4 protein-coding genes are annotated in these 5,070 nt (G+C 72.3%); 2 read left to right on the top strand and 2 right to left on the bottom strand.

The window, feature by feature from the left end; translation table 11 throughout:
- Positions 1 to 645 (bottom strand): hypothetical protein (locus HKK72_RS35775; RefSeq protein ID WP_222721565.1); only part of this gene is annotated, 645 nt, incomplete at its 3' end.
- A 258-nt stretch (positions 646 to 903) separates the two neighbouring features.
- Between HKK72_RS35775 and HKK72_RS35780 the strand changes: the two genes are divergently transcribed.
- Positions 904 to 2,298, top strand: coding sequence for an MFS transporter (locus tag HKK72_RS35780; RefSeq protein WP_187238834.1), 1,395 nt, complete (start codon positions 904 to 906; stop codon positions 2,296 to 2,298).
- A 25-nt stretch (positions 2,299 to 2,323) separates the two neighbouring features.
- Here HKK72_RS35780 and HKK72_RS35785 read toward each other — a convergent pair whose 3' ends face one another.
- Complete coding sequence (locus HKK72_RS35785; RefSeq protein ID WP_187238835.1) at positions 2,324 to 3,802, bottom strand: aldehyde dehydrogenase family protein; 1,479 nt, start codon at positions 3,800 to 3,802, stop codon at positions 2,324 to 2,326.
- Positions 3,803 to 4,062: 260 nt separating this feature from the next.
- Between HKK72_RS35785 and HKK72_RS35790 the strand changes: the two genes are divergently transcribed.
- A partial coding sequence (locus HKK72_RS35790; protein ID WP_261987524.1) for a thiamine pyrophosphate-binding protein occupies positions 4,063 to 5,070 on the top strand: 1,008 nt, incomplete at its 3' end.

Consider the following 5,070-nt stretch of genomic DNA (forward strand, 5'->3'; position numbering starts at 1 on the left):
CACGTCGTGCTCCTCACGCAGCCGGTCCACCTCGTCGCGGGCCGCCGCGGCGGTCGCCCGGTCCCGGGCGAAGACGGTGAGGACGCACAGGCTCTCGTATGACTCTCGCGTCATCACGCCGAACACGACCGGGGCACCGCCGGGCGCCACGGTGGAGACCAGGCCGAGCTCGACGACCTCCATCGCGGTGTCGGGGCCGGTGGCGGCGGTCGCGTACTGGGGCCGGCCGAGCTCGTACATGCCGTGCTGGAGCGCGGCGGTGAGCATGGCGGCGAGGTTGTCGAAATGCCGTTCGGCCCCCACGACGCCGAACCATTCGGCGCCGGGCGAGTGGGCGTCGAGGTAGGCGTCGATACCGCGTTGCAGCCCGGCGTGCTCCCAGGACCGGTGCTCCTGCGTGACGGCGACCAGCTCGGTGAACGGTACGCCGACGTGGTCGGTGAGCCGGGCGACGAGCGGTGAGTCGGCGTTCTCGGCGTCGAGCCGATTCCCCGCCGAGCGCATGAGCCGCTGCATGCCGATGGCGAGGGCCCGCGCATCGGCCGCCCCGACCTCCCCGTCGAGGCTCCCGGGGCCGGGGACGGGATCGGAGCCGCTGTCGGAACCGCTCGCGTGGTCGGTGCCGCTGGTGCTGAGATCGGCCACGGGTCTCCCGTTCGTCCGGACGCCAGGGCCAGCGTAGGCAGCGCGTCGATGCGCCGCGAACCATTTACGCCGATTCGCACGCCACGACCGCGCTCGCCGCCGGGGCAGAGCGGACGACCGCGCTCGCCCTAGCGCTCGCTGTGAGATGCCTGAGCGGTTCTCGGGAATCCAGGGTTACTTCGGAGTTGTCGCGGTACCTCCATGCGATCGGCCGTCTTCGGTCGCGTGTTCAGGCCGACAGTTGTCGGGAGGAGTCCGATGAGCGTGAGCGACACGGTCGCGTCCGTGCCGTCATCGGCGGTGATCCGTCGCTGGCCCACCGCGATGGTGCTGGGCAGTGCGATGTTCCTCGTTCTGTTCGACAGCCTGGCGGTCGCCACCGCGCTGCCCAGGATCGGCGCGGAACTCGACCTCCGCCCCACAACGCTCCAGTGGGTGGTGAGCCTGTACTCGCTGAGCATCGGAGGGTTGCTGCTGCTCGGCGGACGGGTCTGTGATGTCTGGGGGCGGCGACGCCTGCTGGTCGCAAGTCTGACCCTGTGCGCCGGAGGTTCGCTGCTCGCCGGATCGGCCCCAGGGCTGCCGCTGCTGCTGACCGGCCGGGTGCTGCAGGGAGTCGCCGCCGCCTTCGCGATTCCGGCCACGCTGGCGATGGCTGCGACGCTGTTCCCCGAGGAGCCGTGGCGCAGCCGGGTCTTCTCCGTGGTCGCGGTCTCGGGGAACTCGGCTGGGCTCGCCGGCGCTGTCTGCGGTGGTCTGCTCGCAGCCGAGTTCGGGTGGCGGTGGGTGTTCCTCGCGCCCGTGCCCGTCAGCGTCCTGGCCGTGGCCGCCGCCATGACGTTCCTGCCCCCGGACCCGCCCGGCCGGCCGGAGCGGGAACGGTTCGACATCGCCGGCGCTGTACTCGCCACGGTTGGCCCGGTCGCGCTGATCTACGGTTGTGGCCGGCTCGCGGAGCCCGGCCCGGCGGCCGCGGTCACGCTCGGCCCGATCGTCGGGGGACTGGGGCTCCTCGCCGGCCTCGTCGTGGTCGAGCGGCGCGCGCCCCACCCCCTTGTCAGGCCGGGCCTGTTGCGCTCGCGCAGGCTGGTCGGCTGCTGCCTGGCCTTCGCCGCCCACTCGGCCGCCTACGCCGCAGTCGTCGTGGTGGGCAGCCTGTATCTGCAGGACGTCCACGGGCTGTCGGCCGCGGGGGCCGGTCTGATCCTGGCGCCGGTGCTGCTGGCATCCCTCGTCAGCGCCCTGCCCGCCGGGGCGCTCATCCGCAGGTACGGCTCCCGCGTCGTCGTCGCCGGGGCTCTTGTGCTCTGCGCGTTCACGCTGACACTGGTGGCGGTGAACGCGGGAGGCGACCTCGCTGCCGTACTGCCCTGGTTCATCGCCTGGGGCCTCAGCGCGGGCCCCGTCTATGTGGGGCTCACCAGAGAGTGCATCGGTGACGCCGCCACGGGCGACCGCGGCACCGCCTCAGCCCTGTTCGAGTCCACCACCCATATCGGCGGAGCCCTCTCGGTGGCCGCCTATCTCACACTTTTCGGGGCGGGCTTCGGTTACCGCAGCGCCCTGCTCGCCGGCGCCGGTGCCGTCGCCGTCGGCGTCCTCACCACTCTGGTGATCCTCCCAAGGCCGGCGCGCCACAAGGCACGGGCCTAGACCGTCCTGAGCGGATCGGGCCGACTCATCGGCCGGTGTCTGCGGCGGGGAAGCCGACGGCGTGGGTGTCCATGAACTCGCGGATCCCCTCGATGCCCATCTCACGGCCCATGCCGCTCTGGTCGAAGCCGCCGAACGGCGCGCGTTCGTCAAGGTGTGCGGCCCCGTGGGCGTTCACGAAGGTGTAGCCCGTGCGCAATCGGGACGCGAGTGTCGCGGCGCGGTCGAGGTCCGCCGTCCACACGGACGAGCACAGTCCCGACCACGTGTCGTTGGCGCGGGCCACCGCCTCGTTCTCGTCGTCGAAGGCCAGGATCGGCAGGGTGGGGCCGAACTGCTCCTCCACCACGACGCGCGTGTCGTCGGCAGGCGCGAGTATGAGGGAGGGGCGCAGGAAGTTGCCCCGGGACAGGTCGGCGCCCTCGGCGGGTTCCCCGAACTCGCGGACCTCGGCGCCGCGGTCGCGCGCGTCGTCGACGAGCTCCCGGACGTACTGTAGTTGGCGCCGGCTGTGCAGCGGGCCCATCGTCACCTGTTCATCGAGTCCGTGGCCGAGGCGGGTGGCGGCGAGGATTCCGGACAGTCCCTCGACCACCTCCTCATAGCGCGAGCGGTGTACGTAGAGGCGTTTGGCGGCCATGCAGATCTGGCCGGTGGAGTCGAAGACCCCCGTGAACAGGCGTCGCATCGCCTCGGGGCCGAGGTCGGCGTCGGCGAGCACGATCGCCGGGTCATTCCCGCCGAGTTCCAGTGCGACGCGGGTCAAGGACTCGGCGGCCATCGACATGATGCGCTTGCCACCGGCCACACTGCCGGTGAAGCAGATCTTCTTGACCCGGTCGTCCTGGATCAGCGCGGGGCCGATCTCCGTGTCGCTGCCCGTCACGACGTTGAGGACGCCCGGCGGGAGTGCCTGCGCGACCCGCTCGACGGTGCGGACGGTGGCGAGCGGTGCGGTGGGCGGCGGCTTGACCACGACGGTGTTGCCCGCCAGCAGCGCCTGCGGCAGCGAGGCTGCGAGGATCGCCAGCGGCCAGTTGAACGGGACGATGATCGTCACGACGCCGAGCGGAAGGTAGGACACCACGGTCCGGTATGGCGGAGCCGCCAGCCGGGTCACCCGGCCCAGTTCGTCGGCGAGGTCGGCGGCGAGCCGGAAGCGATGCTCGAACACGAGGGAATCCACGACGGACTCCATCCGGATCTTTCCGTTCTCGCGGGTGAGCGCCTCGGCCGTCGCAGGGCGGTCGCCCTCGAGCCCGGCGAGCGCCGCGATCAGTAGCTCGGCGCGCTCGCGTGGCGTGCGGGCGGCCCAATCGGGGAACGCCCGGTCGGCCGCGGCGACCGCGTGGCCCGCCTGCCCAGCGCTGGCGGCGGCGGCGTGACCCACGACGCACGCGTTGTCCGCCGGGTCGACGATCTGCAGCGCGTCCTGGGCTTCACGGGCCTCGCCGTCGATGAAGAGCCCGGTCCTGATCTCGGGGAGGTGGTCCAGAGACGCCATCGGCTGATTCCTTGGGGTGGGGACGCACCGGGATGCGTGAACGGACGCTCGTACGCGTTGGGCCACGACGGTACAGGCAGGTCGCCGCGGAACCCGTGGGCATCGGACCCGATGTCCCCGAGGTGATTCGGCAAGCCTGAGCGAGACATCTGTCGCATGAGCATCTGGCGCGTCCTTGCCATGTTGGCGGAACCGTTACGGTGCTCACCCTCCACGGCGACCGGGCCGGTCGCCGTGGCGCTCGACCTCTGGGAGGACACATGCCGACCGTTCGCGAGACGACCTTCGACCTGCTCCGCGGCTGGGGCCTGACGACGGTCTTCGGGAATCCCGGCTCGAACGAGCTGCCCTTCCTCGACGGGTTCCCGGAAGACTTTCGGTACGTCCTCGGCCTGCACGAGGGGTCGGTGCTTGCGATGGCCGACGGCTACGCCCAGGCCGGGGGCCGCCCGGCGCTGGTCAACCTGCATTCGGCGGCCGGGCTCGGCAACGCGATGGGCAACCTGGCCAACGCCCGTGCCTCTCACACGCCGCTGGTGGTGACCGCGGGGCAGCAGGCACGGGCGATGATCGGGCTGGGCTCCGTGCTGGCCGAACCGGCGATGACCCGCGTGCCCGAACCGCAGGTGAAATGGGCGTTCGAGCCGGCCCGAGCGCAGGATGTGCCGCGGGCGCTCTCGGAGGCGTTCCACCTCGCCGCGTTGCCGCCGGCCGGCCCCGTGTTCGTGTCCCTGCCACTGGACGACTGGGCGCGGGACGTCGATGCCGACGAGGTCGCCCACCTGGCCGCACGGCGCGTGCGATCCGCCGGCGCCGCCACCCCCGACGTGGTCGCCGAACTGGCCGATCGCCTGTCGCGCGCACAGGCGCCGGCGCTCGTGGCGGGACCGGAGGCCGACGATGAGCGGGCCTTCGACCTTGTCGTCGAGCTGGCGGAACGGCTCGGGGCACCGGTGTGGACCGCGCCCACCCCGCCGCGGTGCCCGTTCCCGACCCGGCATCCGCTGTGGCAGGGTGTGCTGCCGCCGAGCATCGCGGGCGTGGCCGAGCGCCTGGCCGGGCACGATCTCGTACTCGTACTGGGCGCTCCCGTCTTTCGCTACCACGCCTACCGGCCCGGCCCCTGGCTGCCGGAGGGCGCCGAGCTCGTCGCCGTGAGCGGTGATCCGGCGGCGGCGGCCCGGGCCGCGTTCGGGGACGCGCTTGTGGCCGACGTCGCGGCGGTGGCCGCCCAACTGCTCGCCGCGCTGCCGGACCCGCCGCCCGTA

The sequence above is a fragment of the Actinomadura sp. HBU206391 genome (assembly GCF_014323665.1).
Taxonomy (GTDB): Bacteria; Actinomycetota; Actinomycetes; order Streptosporangiales; family Streptosporangiaceae; genus Actinomadura_C.